Annotated in this window: 20 protein-coding genes and 1 other RNA gene; 14 read left to right on the plus strand and 7 right to left on the minus strand. The window is 32.5% G+C overall.

All coding sequences use genetic code 11. From position 1 onward, the window contains the following. Window positions 1-33: 33 nt before the first annotated feature. Together J8L88_RS12490 and J8L88_RS12495 are read right to left on the minus strand one after the other, a co-directional pair. Window positions 34-2,466 (minus strand): peptidoglycan DD-metalloendopeptidase family protein, encoded by a 2,433-nt coding sequence (locus tag J8L88_RS12490; protein WP_211060894.1) that lies wholly within the window; start codon window positions 2,464-2,466, stop codon window positions 34-36. A 141-nt stretch (window positions 2,467-2,607) separates the two neighbouring features. After that, window positions 2,608-3,267, minus strand: a complete 660-nt coding sequence (locus tag J8L88_RS12495; RefSeq protein ID WP_211060895.1) for a response regulator transcription factor — start codon at window positions 3,265-3,267, stop codon at window positions 2,608-2,610. A 727-nt stretch (window positions 3,268-3,994) separates the two neighbouring features. Between J8L88_RS12495 and J8L88_RS12500 the strand changes: the two genes are divergently transcribed. The 10 genes from J8L88_RS12500 (at window position 3,995) to J8L88_RS12545 (ending at window position 13,999) form a co-directional block, all read left to right on the plus strand. Then, complete coding sequence (locus J8L88_RS12500) at window positions 3,995-4,351, plus strand: T9SS type A sorting domain-containing protein (protein ID WP_211060896.1); 357 nt, start codon at window positions 3,995-3,997, stop codon at window positions 4,349-4,351. A gap of 509 nt (window positions 4,352-4,860) precedes the next feature. Continuing rightward, window positions 4,861-6,120 carry a tyrosine-type recombinase/integrase gene (locus J8L88_RS12505; RefSeq protein ID WP_118386921.1) on the plus strand — a complete coding sequence of 420 codons (1,260 nt, stop codon included), beginning with the start codon at window positions 4,861-4,863 and terminating at the stop codon, window positions 6,118-6,120. Next, window positions 6,121-7,173 (plus strand): hypothetical protein, encoded by a 1,053-nt coding sequence (locus J8L88_RS12510; RefSeq protein ID WP_118386919.1) that lies wholly within the window; start codon window positions 6,121-6,123, stop codon window positions 7,171-7,173. Between the two features lie 88 nt (window positions 7,174-7,261). Beyond that, window positions 7,262-7,537, plus strand: a complete 276-nt coding sequence (locus tag J8L88_RS12515) for a helix-turn-helix domain-containing protein (protein WP_118386917.1) — start codon at window positions 7,262-7,264, stop codon at window positions 7,535-7,537. Window positions 7,538-7,580: 43 nt separating this feature from the next. Then, window positions 7,581-8,600 (plus strand): protein rep, encoded by a 1,020-nt coding sequence (locus J8L88_RS12520; protein ID WP_120650181.1) that lies wholly within the window; start codon window positions 7,581-7,583, stop codon window positions 8,598-8,600. 55 nt (window positions 8,601-8,655) lie between these two features. Continuing rightward, the gene (locus J8L88_RS12525) at window positions 8,656-8,973 is read left to right on the plus strand and encodes a DUF6660 family protein (RefSeq protein WP_118386913.1); all 318 of its coding nucleotides are present in this window, start codon (window positions 8,656-8,658) and stop codon (window positions 8,971-8,973) included. Window positions 8,974-9,022: 49 nt separating this feature from the next. Beyond that, entirely contained in the window at window positions 9,023-11,209 is a 2,187-nt protein-coding gene (locus J8L88_RS12530; protein ID WP_118386911.1) for a TonB-dependent receptor, read from the plus strand. Window positions 11,210-11,211: 2 nt separating this feature from the next. Beyond that, window positions 11,212-11,625, plus strand: a complete 414-nt coding sequence (locus tag J8L88_RS12535) for a Fur family transcriptional regulator (RefSeq protein WP_118386909.1) — start codon at window positions 11,212-11,214, stop codon at window positions 11,623-11,625. A gap of 56 nt (window positions 11,626-11,681) precedes the next feature. Next, complete coding sequence (locus J8L88_RS12540) at window positions 11,682-12,044, plus strand: DUF3703 domain-containing protein (protein ID WP_118386907.1); 363 nt, start codon at window positions 11,682-11,684, stop codon at window positions 12,042-12,044. After that, the gene (locus J8L88_RS12545) at window positions 12,041-13,999 is read left to right on the plus strand and encodes a heavy metal translocating P-type ATPase (protein WP_118386905.1); all 1,959 of its coding nucleotides are present in this window, start codon (window positions 12,041-12,043) and stop codon (window positions 13,997-13,999) included. The genes J8L88_RS12540 and J8L88_RS12545 overlap by 4 nt, the downstream gene beginning before the upstream one ends. 180 nt (window positions 14,000-14,179) lie before the next feature. On the opposite strand, the gene ssrA is transcribed toward J8L88_RS12545, so the two are convergent. Then, window positions 14,180-14,577, minus strand: a transfer-messenger RNA (tmRNA) gene (gene ssrA / locus J8L88_RS12550). 142 nt (window positions 14,578-14,719) lie between these two features. Here ssrA and J8L88_RS12555 point away from each other — a divergent pair. The 4 genes from J8L88_RS12555 to J8L88_RS12570 all read left to right on the plus strand — a co-directional run bounded on the left by J8L88_RS12555 (window position 14,720) and on the right by J8L88_RS12570 (window position 18,728). Next, window positions 14,720-15,928 (plus strand): NAD(P)-dependent oxidoreductase, encoded by a 1,209-nt coding sequence (locus tag J8L88_RS12555; RefSeq protein WP_211060897.1) that lies wholly within the window; start codon window positions 14,720-14,722, stop codon window positions 15,926-15,928. 26 nt (window positions 15,929-15,954) lie between these two features. After that, window positions 15,955-16,776: an orotidine-5'-phosphate decarboxylase gene (gene pyrF, locus J8L88_RS12560; protein ID WP_108801549.1), complete on the plus strand. Its 822-nt coding sequence runs from the start codon at window positions 15,955-15,957 to the stop codon at window positions 16,774-16,776. 296 nt (window positions 16,777-17,072) lie between these two features. Beyond that, window positions 17,073-17,861 carry an ABC transporter substrate-binding protein gene (locus J8L88_RS12565; protein WP_211060898.1) on the plus strand — a complete coding sequence of 263 codons (789 nt, stop codon included), beginning with the start codon at window positions 17,073-17,075 and terminating at the stop codon, window positions 17,859-17,861. A gap of 81 nt (window positions 17,862-17,942) precedes the next feature. Next, window positions 17,943-18,728: an alpha/beta fold hydrolase gene (locus J8L88_RS12570; RefSeq protein WP_027395425.1), complete on the plus strand. Its 786-nt coding sequence runs from the start codon at window positions 17,943-17,945 to the stop codon at window positions 18,726-18,728. Window positions 18,729-18,745: 17 nt separating this feature from the next. Here J8L88_RS12570 and J8L88_RS23775 read toward each other — a convergent pair whose 3' ends face one another. The 4 genes from J8L88_RS23775 to J8L88_RS12590 form a co-directional block, all read right to left on the minus strand. After that, window positions 18,746-18,919: a Lacal_2735 family protein gene (locus J8L88_RS23775; protein ID WP_108801552.1), complete on the minus strand. Its 174-nt coding sequence runs from the start codon at window positions 18,917-18,919 to the stop codon at window positions 18,746-18,748. 154 nt (window positions 18,920-19,073) lie between these two features. Further along, window positions 19,074-20,435 carry a RagB/SusD family nutrient uptake outer membrane protein gene (locus J8L88_RS12580; protein WP_118386901.1) on the minus strand — a complete coding sequence of 454 codons (1,362 nt, stop codon included), beginning with the start codon at window positions 20,433-20,435 and terminating at the stop codon, window positions 19,074-19,076. A gap of 44 nt (window positions 20,436-20,479) precedes the next feature. Then, window positions 20,480-23,494: a TonB-dependent receptor gene (locus J8L88_RS12585; RefSeq protein WP_211060899.1), complete on the minus strand. Its 3,015-nt coding sequence runs from the start codon at window positions 23,492-23,494 to the stop codon at window positions 20,480-20,482. A 279-nt stretch (window positions 23,495-23,773) separates the two neighbouring features. Further along, window positions 23,774-24,493: a DUF4197 domain-containing protein gene (locus tag J8L88_RS12590; protein WP_027395428.1), complete on the minus strand. Its 720-nt coding sequence runs from the start codon at window positions 24,491-24,493 to the stop codon at window positions 23,774-23,776. Window positions 24,494-24,524 lie beyond the last annotated feature (31 nt).

The raw sequence follows: 24,524 nt of genomic DNA on the forward strand, positions 1-24,524 counted from the left end.
TATGTAGAACCCTTTTTACACACTTACAAAAAACTACCTTTTAATGATAGGGATCACTTGAGAACCTCTATCATCATTTATTTTGATAAAATATGTGCCATCTCCTAAGGATCCGAAATAACTGCTTAGATCTATAGATGTATTCTTTCCTTCTTCTGTGTATTTTATGAAGGATTTTAAAACGCTACCTTTTATATCAATTATGGATATAGATGCATGGGATTTATGTAGAGATTGATAGCTAATTGTTAAATCAGATCCATCTGTAGGGTTCGGAAATACGTTTGCTTTAATAGTATCACTATTAAGAAAAGTATCGTTTATAATTTCTGAATTTTGTCTTGTTAGAGAACTTATAGTTACATCTAGGTTTCCAGGAGTAGACCAATTTCCAGCGGCATCTCTAACCAAACTTTTTATTTTTCCATTTTTTCTTCGTATATCCTTAGTTATTTCTGATCCTGTAGAAATCTCTGTAGAATTGTTTGCTCTAAACTTATAGACTTTTAAATCATCGAATTCAATATTCGTTTTATTTGTTCTTAAAGAAATTGTGCTTCCGTTTTTTATTGGTGATGGATCTGTCCATTTTAAGATAGAAGTGTTATTTCTAAATACTTCGAGAACACCAAACCCAGGACTGTATGTAATTTTGTAGTTCGCCCATTTATTGTCTAGTGGGACATCATCAATTGCTCTAAAGTTTAATTGGTTATTTATGGTTTCGTATACTCTAACTTTGTTATCCTCTCCGCTAAACCATATTAAATAAGAATTTCCTCTTTGGCTTTGATCTGGAGAATCTGCCATGATGTGAATTCCAAATTTTCTAGGACCATTCGTAGATAATACTTTTGCAGAGAATTCATATAAATACGGTAATCCTGAATTTTGAGACAAGAATGTATTTAATTTGGTGTTGTCTGATGTAGTGTTCGATTGAAGTAGATGATTATTATTAATTGACCAATCCCCATCTCCTTGTAAATATCCAGAATAAAAAACATTAAAGTTGTCATTAAAAAAACCATTACCTCTATTGGCGTACCAATTGTTTCCGTATTTCTCTAAAACTTGATAGAATCGACGTGTTACCGCAATATTGTCTGAGTCGGTATAGTTGGCAGTAAAATCACCAGATTGTGTAGTTCCTCCATTAGCTGTTATAGAAGTGGTAGGAGCTTGTGTGTCTGCTTGCGAACCAAAGGTATTCTGTGAACGATAAATATAATTTTGTCTTGGTTGTCCTGCATCAACAAAAGAACCAGGAGTAGAAGAGTTTCCTCCAGCAGCTCTCCACTCAAAATGAATATGATCTCCTGTAGATCCTCCTGTTGTGCCTTCTAAAGCGATTACTTGTCCTTTTTGTACAGATTGCCCTTGACTAACCAATAGTGTTTTGTTATGAGCATAATATGTTCGAGTTCCATCGCTATGTCGTATGATAATCAATCTCCCATAACCACTAGATAAACTTCCACTTATTCCAGAAAAAGAAACAGTTCCTGCGGCAGAAGCTCTTACGTTATCATCTCCGGATAAAGAAGTTGCAAAATCAATTGCGTGATATCCGTGATGACCACCTGGAGTAAAAAAACCACATTGACCTACAGGGCTATGAGAACCAGTTGGACCAGGTGTTCCGTGTCTAGAGACACAATTCTCTTTGCCAAAATCCCAAGGTAAATAATAGGATAAATTAGATTTTTGATTATGGATAGACTCTTTATTAGTTTTAGAATTAACATTCCAACCTAAGATTTGAACCTGATCTCTTTCTGATCGATATATAGTCTTAGTTGTTTGTTGTTCGATATCATATTTATAAATAAGGTCAGAAGTACCATGTAGGTAGTCTAGTTTTTTATCGGTAGATCCAGAGAAGATAAAATAATCTCGCTTCGGAGAGAGTAACGGTGTACTGGTGTATTTAAAAGAGATAGGAAGTTTTTCGATATGATTTGTTTGAATGTCATATATAAAAATCCCTTCGTGTTCTTCTGCTGCATCTAAGTAAATCCCTTCTATAAAGATTTTAGAAGCATCATTGGTCCAGCCAATAGGTTTTAGCGCTATTTCCTTTCGATCATTATTAGTTTTACTTTGTAAAGTAACCTGTTTTTTATTAGAAAGATCTACTTTTTGAAGTTTAAAGGCTCCTCCAATTTGTTCTCTCTCTAGATATATCCATACATTCGGATTAAAAGGACTCTGTAATCCCTGAAAAAAATCAAAGTTAGCCGTTATATCTAGTTCTCGCGAGATATTATATGCTTGCAATACTATCACATCCATTGCTGAGGTGATAGCTAAAGAAGACTTATTCTTATTTAATAATACGGTATCGCTGTTACTTATATTTTGAGAATATAGTTGCTGGTTTTTTTCTATAATAAGTTCTTGAGCTTCCGATATGTGTATATAAAATAAGAGTATCAATAAAGCTTTGAGTGTAGTGTTTTTCATAATTAAGAGTTGTGTGTATTTTGTTTATTTTGGGTATAAACAGTATCGTTAGTTTTCGGTAGGAAAATTAAAAACTCTATGAATGAAAAATATAGGCACAAGTACTCAATTTTTTACTGAAGATTATTGCGCTTTAACAACCTAATGATACACATCTTTTAATTTCATGGTATATTTAAAAAGAGCATTACTACCTGCAATCTGTAGCTTTTTGCAAATATTTTGGCGATGATTTTTGATAGTTTTTTCGCTTTTAAATAGATCAAATGCAATTTCTTTATTGGTCTTGCCTAATGCTACTTGATTTAATATTTTGATTTCTGTTTTTGATAATTGTTGGTATGATTTATCAGAAACTTCGGGAATAGGATTTGCTTTTTCTTTAAACCAAGATTCTCTAAATCGTTTACTTACATAAGGTTTGTTTTGGATAGCTCGCCCAGCACATTTAGTCAGATTTTCTACAGTATCAGCCTTATATAGAATCCACTTTATCTCTAAGTTTTTTAATTCTTTTATCAACCACTCTTCTAGGGTAAATGTCATGATAACAATCTTGGTCTTAGAAGCGTGTCGTTTAGTATATTTTGCTAATTCAATTCCAGAATCATTAGAATTTAGAGTAGCATCAATAACAATAAAATCAGGTTGGCTATCAACAATGACTTTTCGTAAGTTTTCTAAATCACTTATATCTTCATATAAATTAAATTTCATGTCTTTTGGGGCTTCTAGCATGGCTTTGATACCTAACCTTTTTAGAGGATCATCATAGGCCACAACAACGCTATATATTTTCATAGTCTTAGGGATTTGTTATGAAATGTCAATAATAATTCTGGTTCGGTGGGTGGAATGTATTATTGAGAGAAATTAGGGTATTATGTTTGTTGTAAAAAAGCTACTTAGGTTGATGATCTTCCAATAAATACGGGTAGTGCAAATATGCAGTGTAGCGGTTCGTAATATTCATGAGTTTGAGGTTTTGTGTTAGCCTCATAAAGTTAATTGATATTTTAATTGATTTAGGAGAGATAGCTTTCTTTTCGATATAATGATATGTTTTTTAGCTAAAGACAAGAGTTGATATAACATACCTAATTAATACAATGATAGTGTGTTAATTCAATCTCCAAAAGCGAATACCCTAGTATTCCTGTAGGTTTTAGTTAAAACAAATTTTTAGCATTACCGCTTAGATTTGTAAGTTTTTACGTACCGGTTCTAGTCATCTATATTTACTCAAAAATAGATGAATGTATTGATTTTGATTACTTTTTACTTGTATTTTATTGGTGGAAATGCTTATAATCAAACTTTATGGTGTGAAATAGTTCTATTTTGTTGTTGATATTTCTTGTTATTAATTTTATTCCTAATTCCTTTATCTAGATTACCATAGGTTGTACCATTCGGAATATTTTAAACAAAACATAAATTTTTCTAAAAAACCAGGTTTTTAGATTTTTTATAAAATAGTTAACGGTTTAAGTTATTGAAAATCTGTATCTTAAGAAAAAAATAAGATATGAGAAATAAACTACTTACCCTACTGTTTTTAATTGCTTGTATCTCTGGTAATGCCAGTGATGATTATTTAGTAAGCAATAGATTGAATACTATTAACGATACTACATTTTCTTTTAAACTCGAATCTACGACCGTCCAACAGTCCATTACGATTATATCCGATGTAAGAGAACCTATGTTAATCAAGGTGATAGATGATTCTGGTTTTATTAGAATTCAGAAAAAGCTTCATGTAGATAGAGAAGTTGATATCTCTGGTTTATTAGAAGGTACCTATGTGATTAGAATATATGTAGGAAATCATACTGCAGTAAAAAGATTCTATAAAGGACAAGATGGTGTTGACATAAAGTAATACAAGTCTAAGCCTTCTATAGAATGTATTATAATTGATAGGTAATTAAAATATGAATAGAAACTCCCATAATCATTAATGGTTTGGGAGTTTTTTTGTGGAGTCGAAGACGATCGAGCGTTAAGAAATTATCCTGTGGATGATTTTAGTTAAGAGGCGGGCTTGCCGCGCTGTGAATCCCTCGGATACACAAAATCCCGCCATTAGGCGGGATTGAAGTGGAGTCGGAGAGGTTTGTAGCGCTAAGTAAAGGTCTTGAAGACCTTTATAGCGTAAGACCCAGTTGATGCGGCTGCCGAATCCCCCGGATACGCAAAATCCCGCCATTTGGCGGGATTGAAGTGGAGTCGGAGGCTATTGAACTATTGGTGTCTTGTTAATAACAGTTTATAAGTATATCAAGCTGTTAACCATATAAATAAGGTAATTGTTTATTTTTGTTATAGTTTAGAATAGTATCTAAATATAACATAATTGTCGACCAGATTGTCGACTGTAATATTCAATTGATGACCTCAACATTCTTTTTAAAACGTCCGAAATCTGAAAAGGAAACATTAATTATTTTTTCGTGTTACTTTAAAAGCGAAGGAAAGAAGTTCTTGTATTCTACAGGAGAGAAGATAAAACCAATAAATTGGGATCAACAGAATAAACAACCTATTCTAAAAGGTAAACATAAGGCTGTAAGTAGTAGCATTATCAAACTGCAATTAAATCGATATCCAGATGCATTTGAATTAATACAAAACAGATGTAAAGCAATTGGAGAAGATTTTACTTCACAAATATTAAAAAGGGAATTTGATACTATTTTCAAAAAAGCACCAACTGGTAAGAATACATTTTATGATGCATTTGATGAGTTTATGGACTATAAGATCAAAATGCAAGAATGGTCACCTTCTACAATTAAGCGGTACAAGAATATCAAAAACATATTACAAGATTTCGAGAAGCAAACGAGCTATAACCTAACATTTAGTACTATAAATGAAGTTTTCCACGCTGATTTTACAGATTATTGTATGAATATTCGTGGTCATATTAATAATACGTACTCCAGAAACCTTGGACTGTTCAAAACGTTTATGTTTTGGGCTTTAAAAAAGGGATATACCTACAATAATATATTTCTAAGCTTTGAGAAGAAAAAGAGAGTGATTACTCAACAGATAGCTTTGACTAAAATTGATTTGCAGAATCTAATGCATTGTGATTTTAAAAATGAACGATTAGAGAAAGTTAGAGATGTATTTGTATTTTCTTGTGTTACAGGGATGAGGTTTGGCGAACTTAGATTATTTAATATGGAAGATATTGTAAATAATTCTATTGTTCTAAAAGAAGAAAAAGATACAGAGAAAGAATCTCGTACCATACCATTAAACGAAATATCACTACACATTCTGCGTAAATATGATTATCAATTACCATTGATAGCTAATCAAAAACAAAATGAATATATCAAAGAAGTTTTTAAGAAAGCAGGGTATACCGATGAGGTAGTAAAGACGACTACCAAAGGAAAAGAGAATATACGAGTGACGATGCCATATTATGAACGTATTAGTACGCATACAGCACGTAGAACGTTTATTACGATGATGAAAAAAGAAGGGTTATCTGATAAATTAATAGCATCGATAACAGGGCATAGGGATATGAAAACGTTAAATCAGTATTATCAGGTAGATGATGATTCTAAGGTAGAAGCGGTAAATGAGGTTTTTAACATGGATATTGGACTATTAAAAAAAGTTGATTAAATGAAGAGGAAGGAAATAGGATTGGAGATTAAATTGGAAGAAGGAGCTAAAATTGCTTCTATTCAGTTAAGTGATGAAACTGTAGCATATTTAGATAGTATTTGGGGTAAAAAAACATATGTAGACTATCTTAAAGAGTTTTTAGTTGATGAAGAAAATTTTGAAAAAGCGGATAAGGCTGTTATGCGGTGTATGGAAGATTCTTTGCCAAAGGATATAAAAGAAAATTGTAAATACTGTAAAGGAGAGACTGAGGATGAAGGCTATAAATTGTGCACGAAATATTATCTCCAAATGAAAGCGACTTTTTCTATGGTAGCAGGAGAGTTTGTAAACATAGTATTGAGTCATAAACATATTTATGATAATAAGGATGAGTTACAGCAATTGACAAAGAATTTTTTTAACTGCTTAATTTTTATTAGTGGTAGAGGGGTTATACTCATTGATTTGGAGAGATTGTCACGTTATGCTTTAGACGCTAATTTCAAATCATTGTCTCAACTATTTAGGAGCTCCAGAGTTTTGAAAAGTTTGGAGATAATAAATAATTCTTTAGACGCTTTGAGTGACCAAGAAATGGAAAATAAGGTGCTTCAGCAAGAAGATGAGAACTATATAGAGCTTCAAAAAGAGTTTTTTGAGCAGAAGCAAGGAGTTTATGAAAAAAAGCTACTCATTGAAAAAGAGAAAAGTAATCTTAATCAAATAAGTAAAAAGGTCAAGAAAACAAAGCAATCAAAAAACAATAATTTCAGCCAAAAACAAATAGCAATAGCATATTTTATTAAAGGAATAGTCATTACTTCTGATAATTATTTGGAGATATTAAGAAAACACTCCAGTACTAAAAGTGAAAAAATTCTTCAAAAAAGAATTTATAAACCAAATGAATTAACAAGACTGAGCCAAAATAAAACAACAGATTCAAAACATCTTAAAGATTTACAGGAAGCCAAGAGGTTGTTAAATAATCTAAAAGACACGAAAGCAGTAAATGATTTAGAAGCTGTTATTTCTACGTTTACAAGTAATTATAATGCTAATTATTAAATTCACAACCACTCAACTACCAGTCGCAAGAGGTTAAAATCTAATTCTATAATGACCTTTACACCAGTAAAATTAAAATACTGGTACAATGAATAATCCTTTCGAAATTCTCAATGAGCGACTAGCAAATATTGAAAGTCTTCTATTAGATATAAAACACAAGCCTGTAGAAGAGCAAAAACCTGAAAATCTTACCGTAAAAGAAACAGCAGAACTTCTAAAAGTTTCAGAGCAGTCCGTACATAATTACATAAAACGGGGTACACTGCCAGCTCAAAAAGTAGGTAGAATATTAATTATCAAAAGAGAAGATTTAGATAACGCATTAACAGAGGTTAAGTCACTTAAATACAAAAGGGCTTAATCTCTTTGTTTACAAGGTGTTAGAATTTCTAAAATTAGGTAGTATGTATACATTAGCAGAAAGTAGGACAAACAAAACGGGACAGAATAACATTATTGTTAATGGAGAAGGCTCAGACCTCAACAAGAAAGAGGCGTTGAAAGGTAGAGCAAAAAGAAAAACCATTACGCAAATAATGATGCTTCGATTAATAGAGGTCGCGCAGGAAAATGGAGAGTCAGAATTAGAAAAATCTTATTGGAACACCTACTACTGCCAACAGAACATTGTTACAGCAGATGGTCGATTGTATGGGAAATATTGCAAAAACCGTTTTTGTACTTTGTGTTGTAGTATCCGAAAGGCTCAGATGATTAACAAGTATTTACCAGTTATAAAGCATTGGGAACAACCCTATTTTTTGACTTTAACGGTAAAATCTTGTAACGCACATAATTTGCCTAGATATATAAAGAAATTCACACAAGGAATACAGAGAATAACAGAAAAACATCGTAAAAGATACCAAAGGGGAAAAGGAAAGATGCTTATTGGTGTACGTTCGTTAGAGTGTAATTTTAACCCTAAAAAGAAAACATACAATCCACATTTTCATATCATTACTAAAGACAAATATACCGCTGAGGTATTATTGGCTGAATGGTTGCAACTATGGACACCAAAATTTGCTAATAGAAAAGCTCAAAATATTCAACAAGTAACTCATTTAGAGAATGGATTAGTAGAGATTATAAAATACGGCAGTAAAATTTTCACTGAACCAGATTTAAAGAAAAGAGAAAAAGAAACAAGTACCGCACAAATTTATATCAAAGCTTTAGATATCATACTTATGGCAATGAAGGGGAAGCGTATTTTTGATCGATTTGGTTTTAATTCACCTAAGAAAACAATAAAACAAAAATTCTCAGCAAAGTTGCTTAGTAATTATAGCGAATGGGAATACAATTCAAAAACAGCCGATTGGGAGAATATAGCTACGGGTGAACTATTGAGTGGCTATGAAATACCGTCTCATTTAAAAGCTATTCTGGAAAATAATGTTGATTGTATTACTAAATAAATTTCATATTTCTTTTGCACAACCATTGCATTATTAAATTTTTATCTTTGTAATTGTGAAATTTGTAACCGTCATATTATCATTAATAATACTATTGCTTTCAGCAAAGCCTTGTTCTGATGGTCAAAATATAGAAGACCAGCATCAAGAAGAAATAAGTATTAACCACAATCATCAAGAAGATAGTGACGATTCTTGTCCTGTAACTTGTATTTGCAATTGTTGCGGTATGACAATTACTTACGAACCAATCAAGAAATTTGATTTCAAACTCAATATTGAAATTTCAACGGAGTTAATTTCTACATATCAACCTATTTATAGGTTTAATTTCCTTTCCAACATTTGGCAACCGCCACAAGTAATAAGCTAAAATAACACGATTTTAAATCAATTATTTAGTTAATTACAATTATAATTCAATGAATAAATATTTATTGAGCATAAAGCTCATATTAATACTTTGCCTATCATTACAGGCACAAACAACTGACATACAAATAAAAGTCATCACAGAGGCTGAAAACGAGCCTTTAATGGGTGCGACTGTTTACTTTGAAGCATTAGAAAAAGGTGCTGTAACTAATTTTGATGGTATTGCAGAATTTACAGAAATACCAAACGGTCAGCATCAAATAATAATTTCCTTTTTAGGTTTTGAAACATTTGAGACAACAATTCAAATTCCAAGTAATAATGAATTAGTGTTTAAACTAAAAGAGGGCGGTAATCAATTAGATGCTGTAGTACTGCAATCTACAAGAAGCACAAGAACAGTACGAAAAATACCTACACGCATCGAGTTTATAGGTGCAGAAGAATTAGGTGAAAAAGCAATAATGAACCCTACTAATATTTCTATGGTGCTTCGTGAAAGTACAGGAATACAGATGCAACAAACGTCTTTAAGTAGTGGGAGTACTAATATTCGTATTCAAGGGTTGGATGGTAGGTACACGCAATTATTAAGAGATGGGTTTCCACTATATGGTGGCTTTTCAAGTGGATTAAGTATTTTACAAATTCCACCTTTAGACTTACAACAATTTGAGATTATTAAAGGAAGTTCCTCTACACTTTACGGTGGAGGTGCTATTGCAGGATTGGTAAATATGGTATCTAAAACACCAGACGAAGAACCTGCTTTAGACATTATGCTTACGCAGACCCAAGCATTAGGAAGTACAGCTAATGTATTTTATAGCAAACGAAATGAAAAATTTGGTTTTTCACTTTATGGCTCTGGTCATTATCAAAAAGCATACGACCCAGAAGATGACGGCTTTAGCAATCTACCAAAAACAACATCAATTTCTTTTAATCCTAAACTGTTTTATTATCCATCAGAGAATACTACAGTTTGGTTTGGATTAAATGGAACGTATGATGATAGAATCGGTGGTGATATAACCAAAATTGAAAGCGGTGAAGATGGTATTCATCAATATACTGAAGAAAACAATTCAAAACGATTAAGTAGTCAATTGGTGTATCAAACGCAATTAGATTCTGTTAGCTCATTAGAATTTAAAAATAGTGTCTCTTTTTTTGATAGGAATTTAACTGTTCCTGATTTTAATTTTGATGGTAAGCAAACAAATACTTTTACTGAAATCACATATAACAAAGCATCAGAAAAAACAGATTGGATAATTGGAGCTAATCTATATACCTCAAATTTTGATGAAAACGATAATGCACAGCTACAACGAGACCAAAAAGATGTGACCTTTGGAGCTTTTGCAAATAATATCTACGATATTTCAGATAATTGGATATTAGAAACAGGGTTAAGAGCAGATTATAATAACGATTTCGGATTCTTTCCATTACCAAGAATTTCATTATTATATAAGAATAATAGTGGATTTTCAAGTAGAATTGGTGGCGGTTTAGGTTATAAAATTCCAGATATTTTTACAGAAGAAGCAGAGTATATAAATTTCGAAAATGTTCTTGCAATAGATAAACCCACAGTAGATGCAGAACGTTCTTATGGTGTTAATTTCGATTTCAACTATCAAACACGTTTAACTGATGAGATTGGTTTTTCTGTAAATCAATTATTCTATGTTACAGCTATAAATGATGGATTACTTTTAAATACTGCAGATAGCGGTTTGTTTGAGTTTGAGAATGCACCAGATGAAATCTTTAGCAAAGGAGCAGAAACAAATATTAAATTTACTTACAAAGACTTTAGATGGTTCTTAAACTATGCGCTTATTGATACCAAGCTAAACTATTTACCTGGTAATCCACAAAAGCCATTAACCGCAAAGCATAATGCAGGTAGTGTATTAATGTACGAATCAGATAAGTGGCGAATTGGTTATGAAACCTACTACACAGGAAAACAATTTTTATCAAACGGTACAGAAACTACAGATTTTGTTACTATGGGTTTGTTGCTAATGCGTAATTTTAAATTAGGTAGCGTATTTGTGAACTTTGAAAACTTTACAGATAGAAGACAAAGCAGATTTTCACCTTTGGTTTTACCACCACACGAGAATCCTGTATTTCCAGAGATTTATGCACCTACAGATGGCTTTATATTTAGTGTAGGGCTTATTATTAAACCATTCGGAAACGAAGACCACGATTAGTTATGGAAACAATAGAACAATTATTAGAATCAAAAGATATTCGTATTACAGCAATGCGTTTGTTAATTTATAAGTTTCTTGCTGAAAAAGAAATTGCGGTAACATTAAGTGATATTGAAAATGCGTTTGAAAAAGCAGATAGAACTACGCTTTACAGAACTATTAAAACTTTTGAAGAAAAGGATATTGTACATCAAATAGACGATGGTACAGGTATTACCAAATACGCTTTATGTGAACAAGGTTGTAGTTGTGATATAAAGACCGATTTACATTTACATTTCCATTGTAACAATTGCAATGAAACCATTTGCTTAACAGACCATAAAATACCTCAAATAAAAGTTCCTGATGGTTTTGTTTCTGAAAATGTAAACTTGGTTGTAAAAGGTATATGTGATAAGTGTAGTGGATAATAAATGCACTTCCATTGCACTTACTATTAACTTACTTTTATCCAAAATTAGTGGATATGAAGTTTAATACTAAAATACCAAAACATCTTAAACAGGCTTATAACGAAGAATTAAAACTATACAGTTTATGTTTAGAAAATAAACAGTATGGTAATGCTTGGTATCATTTAGAGCGCAGTCATATAATAGGGCAATCTTACCCTATAGAACATACCTATTCACATTGGCTAATGCTAAAATTTGGATTAAGACAAAAAGATACTAAAGAAGTATTCGGTCAAATTATTAGGTTACTTGTTGGTGGTTGGAAATCATTTATTGACCACGTTCCACTTGGCAATACAGGTGGTGCAAACGTACCACCACTAGAACGTATGTCTATTCCAAGTGATATTGAAAAGCTATTAGAGAGCAAATGAAAAAAAAGAAAGTCAATTTAAGAGATTTAAAACCACAATCTGAAGAAGAACATTCTCACGATGATGGTCACAACCACGACCACGGAAATAGCAGTTCATTTAGAACCTATGTACCTGCAATCATAAGTTTTACAATGCTTATCATTGGAATAGGATTAGATTATTTTGATGTTTCTTTTTTTAAGAATTGGACTCGTATTGTTTGGTACAGTATAGCATATTTACCTGTAGGTTTTCCAGTAGTAAAAGAGGGTTGGAATAGTATTAAAAAGGGTGATGTTTTTACAGAGTTCTTTTTAATGTCTATAGCTACTATTGGTGCGTTTATAATTGGTGAATATCCAGAGGGAGTTGCAGTTATGCTATTTTATGCAGTAGGTGAGTTATTTCAAAATTCGGCAGTAAATAAAGCAAAAGGAAATATAAAAGCGTTATTAGATGTTAGACCGAAAGAAGCTAATGTTTATCGTGATGGTGATTATGTAAATGTTTCCCCAGATAATGTAAATATTGGAGAGAAAATTCAAATTCGTGTAGGTGAAAAAATTCCTTTAGATGGAAAGTTGTTGTCATCAAAGGCATCATTAAATACATCAGCTTTAACAGGCGAAAGTAAACCAGATACTATTGTAAAAGATGAAAAAGTATTTGCAGGTAGTATTAATTTAGAAAGCGTTATTGAAGTTGAGGTAACCAACAAGTTTGAAGATAGTTCTATTGCCAGAATATTAGAATTGGTTCAAAATGCTACAGCACGTAAATCTAAAACAGAATTATTCATTAGACAGTTTGCTCGCATATATACACCAATTGTAGTGTTTTTAGCTATTGGCGTTACTTTCCTACCTTACTTTTTTGTAGATGATTATGTGTTTAGAGATTGGCTATATAGAGCATTAATATTCTTGGTAATCTCTTGTCCGTGTGCACTGGTAATTTCAATCCCTTTAGGATATTTCGGTGGTTTAGGTGTAGCTTCAAAGAATGGTATTTTATTTAAAGGTGCTTCATTTTTAGACGCTATGACCAAGATAAATACATTAGTAATGGATAAAACTGGGACAGTTACCAAAGGTGTATTTAAAGTCAAGGAAATAAAGACTATTGGTTGGGATGAATCAGATTTTATGGAGTATTTAATGGCTATGGAAGAACAATCCACGCATCCAATTGCTAAAGCCATAATGGTATATAAAGGAACTGAAAATAGCTATGAAGCAAAAGAAGTTTCTGAAATTGCTGGTAAAGGATTAAAAGGTATAGTAAACGGTAAAACTGTTTTAGTAGGTAACAAAGCCTTAATGATTGCTAATAGTATTGATGTTCCAACTGAAACGGAATCTATTGTAGAATCGATAGTATTAGTTGCAATCGATAATCAATTTGCAGGTTATGTAGTAATAGCAGATGAATTAAAAGAGGATGCAAAAGAAACAATTACAGATTTACATAAAGTAGGTATTAAAAATATTATGATGCTTTCTGGTGATAAAGATTCTATAACTCAACAAGTCGCTAAAGAGTTGAATATTGAAAATGCTAAAGGTGGTTTACTACCAGAAGATAAATTAAACGAAGTTGAATCTTTAAAGAAGAATCCTGAAAATAAAGTAGCTTTTATAGGTGATGGTATTAACGATGCACCTGTTTTAGCAGTAAGTAACGTTGGTATTGCAATGGGTGGTTTAGGTAGTGATGTAGCAATAGAAACCGCAGACATCATTATTCAAACAGACCAACCATCAAAAGTAGTGAGAGCCATTAAAATTAGTCGTTCTACACGCAAAGTAGTTTGGCAGAATATTATTTTAGCTTTTGGTGTCAAAGTTATTGTATTGATTTTAGGAGCAGGTGGTTTAGCTACAATGTGGGAAGCGGTATTTGCAGATGTAGGAGTAGCTTTATTAGCTATCTTAAATGCTGTTAGACTACAGAAAATTAAGTGGGATTGCTAATAAGGTCATTCATCATATAGGATAGCGGAACTTTACAACAAAGCGAATCATAAATCATAATCTGCTATTGAGAATTAAACTTTTAATCACTTGGTTTAAAATAAAAAAAGGACAATATTGTCGACTAAATTGTCGACCAAAAATAGAAACTCCCGTAATCATTATTGATTCGGGAGTTTTCTGTGGAGTCGGAGGGATTCGAACCCTCGTCCAAACAAGTAATACAATAGCTTTCTACACGCTTAGTTTTTGTTTAGATTTTCGTGGGATTGCCGGCCAAAAACCGCCAACGCACCCCTTATTCTCAATTGATTTCGAAACTATATCAAGATCCTATAGTTTCTAGGTTTATTTTTACGATACTCAAAACCAAACGCCATAAACCAAGGCTTCTGAAGAGTATCCTGCTTGTCTACCTAGTAGACCGAGGCACTATCCTACTATAATTCGGATTATGCAGCTAGGGCGTAGTTATTCTCGCCGTTTAAAAAAGGTGAAATATGATATTTACGAGCTGTATCTCAGCGCTCGACGTGCTTACCACTCTATTAATCTCGCTGTCAAAACCAGTCGACCCCGATATTTATGTAATTGGTATTCATTTAAAGTTAATTTGACATAAATTACCCTAGTTAGAATACCAAAATGGTTGGCAAAGATAATCATATTTGTCATATCTTAGCCGCGCTTTTAAATAAACAAAATACATACCAAACCTATATGACTACATTCGGAATAATTAAAGAGCGTAAAAACCCGCCAGATCGTCGGGTAGTCTTTTCTCCAAACGGACTTAGTGACACCATGTCTAAATTTCCTGAGGCATCTTTTATGGTAGAAAGCTCTGATATTAGAATTTTTGATGATGCTGCGTATAGAAATGTAGGTGTAGAAATAACTAATGACATATCTGATTGCGAGGTGTTATTAGGTGTAAAAGAAGTTCCGATTGAAGCATTAATTCCGAATAAAAAATACTTTTTCTTTTCACATACGATAAAAAAGCAACCTTATAATAGAAAATTGCTAAAAGCGATTTTAGATAAGAACATAGAACTATATGATCATGAGGTTATCGTAAATCAAAAAGGGTGGAGACTAATAGGTTTTGGAAGATATGCAGGTATTGTAGGTGCGTATAATGGTTTTAGAGCGTTTGGACTAAAAAACGAAAGTTTTACGCTTCCGAAAGCAGAAACTTTACCAGATCAAAAAGCTCTAGAAGCAGAGTTGTCCAAAATTAATCTACCAAATATCAAAATTGTTCTTACAGGAAATGGTAAAGTAGGGAGTGGAGCTAAAGAGATTTTAGACGCAATGCGAATCAAAGAAGTTTCTGTAGATGAATATCTAAATACAGAATTTGATGAAGCTGTATATACCCAGATTGATGTATTGGATTATAACAAACGAAAAGACGGTCAGTTATTAGATAAAAAGGATTTTTATGATAATCCAGAGGAGTATGATAGCGACTTTATGAGATTTGCCAAAGTAAGTGATGTGTATATGGCAGGTCATTTTTTTGGTGATGGCGCACCTTATATTTATACTAGAGAGGATGCAAAATCCAAAGATTTTAAAATTAAGGTCGTTGCTGATATTTCTTGTGATATCGATGGACCCGTCGCTACAACGATAAGATCATCTACCATAGCAGATCCGATTTATGGATATCATCCTAATAGAGAAGAAGAAGTAGATTTTAAAGATCCAAAAGCTATTGTGGTAATGGCAGTGGATAATTTACCTTGCGAGTTGCCAAAAGATGCGAGTGAAGGTTTTGGAACGATGTTTATGGAGCACGTAATACCAGCTTTTTTTAATAATGATATTGATGGAGTATTAGAAAGAGCCAGAATGACTCAATCAGGTAAGCTTACGGATCGATATAGTTACTTACAGGATTATGTCGATGGAAAAGAATAGTTTATATAACGCAAATTATACTAAGAATGACGACTAAGCAACTTGTTGATCAAATTTGGAAAAAGAAATCCTTTCTATGTGTAGGTCTAGATGTGGATCTTAACAAAGTACCAAAACATATATTAGAGACAGAAGATCCTATTTTCGAATTCAATAAAAAAATCATTGATGCTACGCATCATCTAGCGGTTGCGTATAAACCGAACATAGCTTTTTATGAAGCTTATGGTCTAAAAGGTTGGAAGTCTTTAGAAAAAACTATCCAATACTTAAATACGAATCATCCTGAGGTGTTTACAATAGCGGATGCTAAAAGAGGTGATATTGGTAATACAAGTTCTATGTATGCCAAAGCGTTTTTTGAAGATTTAGAGTTTGATTCTATAACCGTAGCTCCTTATATGGGTAAGGATTCTATAGAACCTTTTTTAGCTTTTGAAGACAAACATACGATTATGCTTGCGCTGACTTCTAATCAAGGAGCCTTCGATTTTCAGACTAAAATGGTTGATGGGACAGAATTGTATAAGCAAGTATTAGAGACTTCTAAAGGCTGGAAAAACGCAGATAACTTGATGTATGTGGTTGGAGCTACAAAAGCAGAATACCTGGCGGATATAAGAAAGATTATTCCTGATAGTTTTTTATTAGTTCCTGGAGTTGGAGCGCAAGGTGGAAATCTACAAGATGTATGTAAATATGGTATAAATGATCAGATTGGTCTATTAATTAATTCATCTAGAGGAATCATCTATGCTTCTGATGGATTGGATTTTGATACCGTTGCTGGCGAAAAAGCAAAAGAGCTTCAGTTACAAATGGAAGAAATATTAGATGCAAGAAAATAACAAAAGGAGATTACTTGTAATCTCCTTTTGCTGTAGTTTTTAAAATTAAAAACTAGCGTCTATTGGCTTTAAATACTTGTTTTGCATATCCTATAAGTCCATACGTGATGAAAATTACAAAAAACGCTAAACAAGCATAGATAATAATGTTAAGTAATATTGAATTCATAGCCCCAAAATTTTAAATTAATATTTCTTCTTATAAGATACGGTTTTTTTAGAGAATATTAGATTTAAATGTTTAATTTTTAGAAAGTTGTGTTTTTTTTAGTATTGTAGCTAGTCTCAATTAAAGTATGATTTATATAGATCAATTAGATAGAAAAATTACCTTAGTTTCTACTCCTGTAAGAATAATATCATTGGTGCCTTCTCAGACAGAGCTTTTGGTTGATTTAGGTTTGTCTGATTTTATAGTTGGAGTTACTAAGTTCTGTGTGCATCCAGATACAATAAGAAAGGAAAAGGTTGTCGTCGGAGGAACAAAAAGTATACACTTACAAAGAATCAAAGAATTAAATCCGGATATCATTTTATGTAATAAAGAAGAAAATACCAAAGAGATTGTCGAAACATTGGAACAAAATTATTCTGTACATGTTTCAGACATTGCTACCATAGGAGAGTCACTGGAGTTAATCAGTCAATATGGCGAAATTTTTGACAGAAGAAATAATGCAAAAAAGCTTACAGATAAAATTAAACTAGAAGCAAAAGAGTTTTCTGAATTTATACAAAACAAACCAAAAAAGAAGGTTGCCTATTTTATTTGGAGAAAACCTTGGATGGTGGCCGGAAAAGGAACATTTATTCATCATTTATTGGAGATAAATGGTTTTATAAATGTATTCGGTAATCAAGAACGATATCCTGATATTCCAGAAGAAGATCTAGCCACCTTATCTAATCTTGATTTTATCTTGTTGTCATCAGAGCCTTTTCCTTTTTCTGAAGAACACCAGGAAGAAATGACTAAATTAGTGCAAGAAGTTAAAACACTTTTGGTAGATGGGGAATATTTTTCTTGGTATGGGTCTCGATTGGCTAAAGCATTTACTTATTTTAGATCACTTCATGAAAACTAATACATTGAACAATACATTAAATACTGTTAATCCTTCTTAAACTGTATAAGAAGTGGTTATCTTTACGTCATCAATCAGTCTATGCTTAATTATTCTATATATCGCCATCCAGATAATACCAAATGGGTGACCTTTGTTCACGGAGCAGGCGGAAGCTCTTCTATATGGTTCAAACAGGTTAGAGAGTTTAGAAAGCATTATAACGTGCTATTATTGGACTTAAGAGGTCATGGTAAATCTAAACCAGCAATTAAAGATGCTTTTAACTTTAAATACACTTTTGATTTTATAACAGATGATATTCTAGAAGTTATAGACCATGAACAGATAGAATCGTCTCATTTTATAGGAATCTCACTAGGTACCATTTTAATCAGAAATCTTGCTGAGAAATATCCAGATCGGGTGGATAGTATGATTATGGGGGGGGCAATAATGAAATTAAACTTTAGATCTCAGGTCCTTATGAAATTAGGAGTTGTGTTTAAATCAGTGATTCCATATATGTTTTTGTATAAGTTTTTTGCATTTATTATCATGCCTAAAAAGAATCATAAGCAATCGAGATTATTATTTGCAAACGAAGCTAAAAAGTTATATCAAAAAGAGTTTATTCGTTGGTTTCGGCTGACTTCTGAGATAAATCCTTTACTACGTTTTTTTAGAGATAAGGATATAAAAATACCTACACTTTATGTAATGGGAGAAGAAGATTATCTGTTTTTACCATCTATAGAAAAAATTGTTTCTTTACATGAATTTTCTAATCTCTTTGTGGTTAAGAACTCTGGACATGTTGTAAATGTAGAGCAGCCAGAGATTTTTAATGAAGAATCCTTATCCTTTTTGAATCGGTTCTCTCTATAATGTCAAATACATTCATCTTATGACTGATGCTGTAGTTTTTTAATTTCGATTAAAAGTTTGCTTGCTTCCTCGTGTAAAAGATCACTTTTTTCTTTATTCTTAATCGCAAGATTATATGCGTTTTTCATTAGCCTACAATATCGTTTTTGTAGTTTATCAAGATTAGATTTGTCTTTAGTCCAATAGAACATATACTCTCTCTTTTTCTTTTTTACAAAAGTATTAGCTAGGATTCTAAATGATTCTTAAGACTACGTTAAGTTTGTTTAATACAATATTAAAAAAGGATAGTGCAATTGCATATACACTATCCTTTTTTATGGCTAATCAAATAATTTATTGTGTTTAGTATCCGTCGTTTTGCTCCAGATTAGGATTTACATTTCTTTCTCTTTGTGGTATTGGTAACACTAATCTATCATCATCAAATGGTAAAGCTCCTACAGAAACTTCTAATCTTTTAAAATCATGTAATTTGTGTCCTTCAAAAGATAATTCACGTAGTCTCTCTAATATAATATCTACATAAGCTACATCTGTTAGCGCAAAAGCATTTGATCTAGTACGTACTAGATTTACATCACTTGTTGGATCCGCTCCAACTGCAGTACTAAGGACAAAATTAGATTCGGCACGTATTAAATGCATTTCTGGTAATCTGATAAATGGAATGTTAGAGTTTCCGAATATCCATTTATAAGATGCTATCCCAGATCCTGTTTCTGAATCTACATAAAAGTAACTTGCTCTTAGATCATTGAAGTCATCAAATATTCCAAAAAATGCATCTTCGATAGAGATATCTGGATTTCCAGGTCTTCCGCCGAATCTGTCCGTAGCCCAAAATGTATTCATGCTATTGGCACCATCAGAATCTGTTACTTGCCAAGCAAAGATGTCTTCAGTAGAGTTGTCATCATTATTATAGGCATCATCAAGAGTTTCGGTTAGAGCGAATCGCCCTGATTGTATTACTTCATTAGATAAATCTCTAGCTTGTTCATAATTACCAATCTGTAAATGGATTCTTGCTAATAAGGATTTAGCAGCATTTACAGATGCAAAAACACCATTGGTTTCAGGTAATAATACAATCGCATCTTCTAGATCATTGATGATGAAATCATATACTTCTCCAATTGTATTTCTAGATGGATAAGTAATATCCTCATATTGGATTACTGGTGTTCTTATAATAGGTACGCCCAGTTCGCCGTCATTTAGTCTGTTGTTATTATGTTTAGAGAAAAAACGTAATAAATCAAAATAGGTTACTGCTCTTAAAAACTTAGCTTGACCTTCTACCGAATTTTTACTATCCAGATTTTCAAAAACATCTAGGTTGTCTAAGACGATATTAGCTTGATTACTGATGTCATATCCATTTAACCATAAGTTAGCGACAAAGGTATTATTAGTGTTGATCACCTTGTTGTTAAACTCTCCAGGATCAGAAAATGTTCCGTTCCATTTTAATTCTTGATCATTTCCTAGCAATTCGGCGATTGTATATAGTTGACCACCATAACTAGCCGCTTGTCCCGCTTGTGCATATGCTCCAATAAGAATGTTGGTTACTTTCTCGGGAGTATCGAACGCGTCATCTGTTGTTAATGATTGATCCGGGTCAGTGTCTAGTCTGTTCTCACAACCGATGTTTGCAATTGTAAGAGTAAAGATTAGTATAATTTTTATGTATGTTTTCATTTTTTTTGACTTTTAGGTTAGTACTAAATTTTAAAAACCTGTTTTTAAAACTCAATATTTATACCTAGTGAATATGTTTTTGCTGGTGGTGCGGAGTAAAAAGAGGTACCTGTTCTTACTCCTGAATTTCCGTTAAAATCTGCTGTAGATTCAGGATCATATCCATCATAATCAGTAATGGTAAGTAAGTTTACACCACTGAAATAGAATCTTACTTTTTCTAAGAAAAATCTTTTAGAGAAAATAGGATTAATTGTATATCCCAACGTAATGTTTCTAAGTCTTATAAAGTCGGCTTCGTCTAGGTAACGAGTAGAATCCGCTTGTCCATTCTCTTGATTTAATCTGGCTTGTGGAACATCGGTAATATCACCAGGATTTTGCCATCTATCTAATTGATCAATGGTTTGGTTGTCAAAGAATTTACCATTTCCAGAAGAGAATTTACCGGCTTGATCAAAAATGGAAGCTCCAAATTCTCCTTGAAAAGTGAATTGAAAATCAAAATCGTTTACCTTTAAAGTATTTGTAAACCCGATCTGATACTCAGGAAATGGATTTCCTACTACAATTTTACTTGCTTTAGAAATACTATTTGTAGTTGTTTTATCTAAAGAACCGTCTGCATTTAATGTATTAGTATAAAATAAAGCATCTCCATTAGATGGATTAACACCTGCGTACTCATATAGATAGAAAGAGGAAATAGTTTCACCTTTTCGTATAATATTTACTCCATCGATGATATCACCACTTGGTAGATCTGTTACCTCATTCTTGTTTTGAGTAAATAGTGTACTTACGTTCCAGGTAAATGAAGGCTTAGATATGATTCTTGCATTAAGACTTACTTCGAATCCTTTATTAACAATCTCTCCAATGTTTCTAACAATAGAGGTAAAACCAGAAGTACCTGGTAATGGTTGATTGAATAATAAGTCATTGGTGGTTTTATTATAGTAATCAAATTCACCAGAAATTGTACCATTAAACAAACCAAAATTTACTCCTAAGTCATACTGGGTTGTCTTTTCCCAACGTAATTCATTATCTCCTAATTGAATTGGTGAAACACCAAGCCTTTCATTATAGGTAGTTACACCATAAAGATCTTTACTGGCAAAATCTCCAATTTCTGCATTTCCAGTAATACCCCAACTTCCTCTTAATTTTAAATTACTTAAAAAATAAGAATTACTTAAGAATCTTTCATTACTAACTATCCAAGCAGCAGAAGCAGCAGGGAACCATCCAAACTGTGAGTCCTCACCAAATCGAGAAGAACCATCACGACGAATACTTAGATTGAATAGATATTTTTCGGCAATGGAAAAACGTGATCTGGCAAAATATGATAAGAAGTTATATTTAGTTTTGTTAGAACCTCCGTTCGTTATTAATACTGCATTGTCTAAGGTCTGTAGATCATCCGAAGGAAATCCTTGTCCTATTGTAAATTGACTTTTACGGTTGGTTTCTTCAAAACTTCCTCCTAGTGTAGCAGAAAAATCTACTGCATCCCCAAACGTACGTTTATAAGTCAAGTAATTTGTTAAAATATATCTTTCTGTAATTGCATTACTTACAGTACCAACTCCACCTGCCGAAGCAAATTCAGTTAAACTTCCAGAGAATCGTTCCGCATTCTGGTTATTAGCATCATAACCAACTTCGGATTTAAGCCTTAAATAATCATTGATATAAAAATCACCATACATATTGGCTGTGGTTCTCCAGATGTCAGTAACAAATCTTCCTGTTTGTTCTTGTCCTAGAAAATTTTGAAACAGTGTAGAATTACCATCTACATTGGCTGTTCCATCTTCTAACAAAGCGGGTGTTAAGGGAGACTGACCGATAGATTGAAGTGGTGATATAAATGCATTGTCATTAGATAATCGATCAATCGTAACTTTAGAGATATTGATGTTTACTCCAGCTTTTGATTTTTCAGTAATAGCTGCATCAACTTTACCTCTTAATGTATATCTGTCTAATTCATTTCCTAGTATAATACCTTCTGTCTTATTGTATGATGTAGAAACAAAATAGGTGATTTTTTCACTTCCGCCAGAAGCTGATAAATCTATATCCTGAGTAATACCTTCTACCAAAGCGAGGTCTTGCCAATCTGTATCCACTTCATTGTTTCTCCAATCGTTACCTAGAGACAATTGATCAAATTTGGTTTCAATTTCACTTAAAGAAAGTCCACCATTAAGAGCAGCTTCGGTATAAAATTCTACATATTGTTCAGCATCTAAATATTCTCTTTTGTTAGTAGCAAAGTTCCATCCTGATGCTGTATTTAAGGTAACTTTAGTTTTTTCTGCTTTACCTTTTTTGGTAGTAATGATAATAACTCCATTAGTTCCTCTAGCACCATATATAGCAGCTGCAGATGCATCTTTTAAGAAATCAATAGAATCTATATCGTTAGGATTCAGTCCAATTAAAGGATTGATTGGAGAATTGTTTATAGACTCGTCATCATTAATCAGCGGTACTCCATCCAAAACGTATAAAGGTTCCTGAGAAGCACCAACAGTAGAGATACCTCTAATTCTTACTTTTATACCGGATTCTACCCTTCCAGAAAGTTGAGTTATTTGGACACCAGTAACTTTACTAGTCATTAGCGATTGAATACTTGGAGTGTTGATATCTGCAATTTCACTAGCTCTTATACTCGAGACACTAGTGGTAATCTCTTTTTTAGAAGAACTACCATATCCTATTAGAACAACTTGATCTAATCCTTCTACATTATCTTTTAACGTAACATTAATTACGGTAGATCCGGTGATAGTAATTTCCTGAGTTTCGAAACCTACATAAGAAAATATAAGTATATCGCCAGTAGTAGCTTCAATAGAATAATTTCCATCAAAGTCGGTTTGAACTCCATTGTTCGTCTTTTTAACTAAAATATTTGTTCCTGGAAGTGGAATTCCGGATGGGTCGATAACCGTTCCAGTTATCGTTTTCTCTTGAGCTTGGGCAAGTCCAGAGCATACTAGCATAGCCATAGCTATGCTAAGTTTGATTAAGTTTTTCATTGAGGGCGTTTTAAAATCGGGCCCAAAATTACGCTAATCCCGTAATAAAAACACCCCTACAATGATGTGAGCTAATGAAAATAGCTGTCTTTTTTTAAGAATATTTTATCTGCGACAAGAAGTGAATTTTGTTATTCTTAATTAAAACAAATATTATGTATTATTATGATAAAAAAAAGTACAAAAAAATGAGTTTTTGTGAAAAATAAAAAAATCGTTAAAACCAACACTAGGTTAGATAAAGTGTATGGATTGTAAGTCTATTCTTTCTTACTTTTATTATTTTCTGTCTTGTAGGGCAAATACCTTACGTAATAAATCTGTTGTCCTAGAACTAAGTTTATTTCTAATTTCTCCTTCTTCTACAGCAATCATGGTATATACACCTTCTAAAGCTTCGCTAGTAACATAGTCTGTAAGATCCGGGTTTACGTTACTAGTAAAAGGAATCGTATTGTATTTATTAATAATGTTTGACCAAACTTGATCAGCTCCTACCTTAGATAAAGAGTTCTTAATAACAGGATTAAATTTAGAATACAATGCAGATTTGGTAGTACCTTTTAGGTATTGTGTGGCAGCATCTTGGTTACCTAGTAATATCTGTTTGGCATCGTTAAATGTAATTTGTTTTACTGCATTTACAAAAATTGGAGTAGCTTCTTGTACAGCATCTTCGGCAGCTCGGTTAAGAACTTTTAAACCTTCATCTGCTAGATTATCAAGACCAATATCTCTTAATGTCTTATCTACCTTTTTTAATTCTTCTGGTAATACAATTTTAACTAACTCATTTCTGAAAAAACCATCTTTTTGGGTAAGTTTAGTTACTTGTTTATCGATTCCTTTGTCTAAAGCTTCTCTTAAACCATTCCCTATGTCAATATTGCTAAGACCAATTGCTCCTGTAGTTTCTTGAGGAAGGCTCTCTATTACTTGTTGTAGTTCTGCACAACTTGAAAGTTGAAATATAACTAACAGTAAAAAAATTCTTTTCATAATTTCTTATTAGATTTGAGATTGTAATGAT

The organism is Aquimarina sp. MMG015 (assembly GCF_018100855.1).
Lineage (GTDB): Bacteria > Bacteroidota > Bacteroidia > Flavobacteriales > Flavobacteriaceae > Aquimarina > Aquimarina latercula.

Bases quoted from the DNA above. Each gene is read 5' to 3' on its own strand.
- J8L88_RS12515 (WP_118386917.1), top strand. From the start codon at position 7,262: ATGAATAATCCTTTCGAAATTCTCAATGAGCGACTAGCAAATATTGAA.
- J8L88_RS12545 (WP_118386905.1), top strand. From the start codon at position 12,041: ATGAAAAAAAAGAAAGTCAATTTAAGAGATTTAAAACCACAATCTGAA.
- J8L88_RS12490 (WP_211060894.1), bottom strand. From the start codon at position 2,466: ATGAAAAACACTACACTCAAAGCTTTATTGATACTCTTATTTTATATA.
- J8L88_RS12500 (WP_211060896.1), top strand. From the start codon at position 3,995: ATGAGAAATAAACTACTTACCCTACTGTTTTTAATTGCTTGTATCTCT.
- pyrF (WP_108801549.1), top strand. From the start codon at position 15,955: ATGACGACTAAGCAACTTGTTGATCAAATTTGGAAAAAGAAATCCTTT.
- J8L88_RS12565 (WP_211060898.1), top strand. From the start codon at position 17,073: ATGATTTATATAGATCAATTAGATAGAAAAATTACCTTAGTTTCTACT.
- J8L88_RS12535 (WP_118386909.1), top strand. From the start codon at position 11,212: ATGGAAACAATAGAACAATTATTAGAATCAAAAGATATTCGTATTACA.
- J8L88_RS12590 (WP_027395428.1), bottom strand. From the start codon at position 24,493: ATGAAAAGAATTTTTTTACTGTTAGTTATATTTCAACTTTCAAGTTGT.
- J8L88_RS12495 (WP_211060895.1), bottom strand. From the start codon at position 3,267: ATGAAAATATATAGCGTTGTTGTGGCCTATGATGATCCTCTAAAAAGG.
- J8L88_RS23775 (WP_108801552.1), bottom strand. From the start codon at position 18,919: ATGTTCTATTGGACTAAAGACAAATCTAATCTTGATAAACTACAAAAA.
- J8L88_RS12520 (WP_120650181.1), top strand. From the start codon at position 7,581: ATGTATACATTAGCAGAAAGTAGGACAAACAAAACGGGACAGAATAAC.
- J8L88_RS12505 (WP_118386921.1), top strand. From the start codon at position 4,861: ATGACCTCAACATTCTTTTTAAAACGTCCGAAATCTGAAAAGGAAACA.
- J8L88_RS12540 (WP_118386907.1), top strand. From the start codon at position 11,682: ATGAAGTTTAATACTAAAATACCAAAACATCTTAAACAGGCTTATAAC.
- J8L88_RS12555 (WP_211060897.1), top strand. From the start codon at position 14,720: ATGACTACATTCGGAATAATTAAAGAGCGTAAAAACCCGCCAGATCGT.
- J8L88_RS12580 (WP_118386901.1), bottom strand. From the start codon at position 20,435: ATGAAAACATACATAAAAATTATACTAATCTTTACTCTTACAATTGCA.
- J8L88_RS12530 (WP_118386911.1), top strand. From the start codon at position 9,023: ATGAATAAATATTTATTGAGCATAAAGCTCATATTAATACTTTGCCTA.
- J8L88_RS12570 (WP_027395425.1), top strand. From the start codon at position 17,943: ATGCTTAATTATTCTATATATCGCCATCCAGATAATACCAAATGGGTG.
- J8L88_RS12585 (WP_211060899.1), bottom strand. From the start codon at position 23,494: ATGAAAAACTTAATCAAACTTAGCATAGCTATGGCTATGCTAGTATGC.
- J8L88_RS12510 (WP_118386919.1), top strand. From the start codon at position 6,121: ATGAAGAGGAAGGAAATAGGATTGGAGATTAAATTGGAAGAAGGAGCT.